This window comes from Chryseobacterium sp. SIMBA_028 (genome assembly GCF_046535285.1).
In the GTDB taxonomy this organism is placed as follows: domain Bacteria; phylum Bacteroidota; class Bacteroidia; order Flavobacteriales; family Weeksellaceae; genus Chryseobacterium.
This window is the reverse complement of the sequence record NZ_JAWRWZ010000149.1, coordinates 1-293: the sequence shown is the minus strand read 5'-3', so window position 1 is coordinate 293 and position 293 is coordinate 1. Positions and strand designations below refer to the sequence as shown.

Genomic DNA, 293 nt, shown 5'->3' with positions numbered 1-293 from the left:
CACACTTTTTCGAGCACCTTTTATTCGAGGGTACCCCTAATATCAAAAGAGGCGACTGGTTTAAAATTGTTTCTTCAAACGGAGGACAAAACAATGCCAATACAACGAATGACAGAACGTATTACTATGAAACTTTCCCGTCTAACAACGAACAGTTAGGTCTTTGGATGGAAGCTGAAAGAATGCGTCATGCAGTGATCAACCAGATTGGGGTAGATACTCAGAGAGAGGTAGTGAAAGAAGAGAAAAGATTAAGAATGGACAACCAGCCTTACGGAAATCTTTTCCCAACC

Annotated in this window: 1 protein-coding gene; it reads left to right on the top strand. The window is 41.0% G+C overall.

Annotated features, from left to right (window positions below):
* Positions 1 to 293, top strand: a 293-nt coding sequence (locus tag SCA31_RS22930) for a M16 family metallopeptidase (protein ID WP_410699343.1), incomplete at both ends; no start/stop codon positions are given.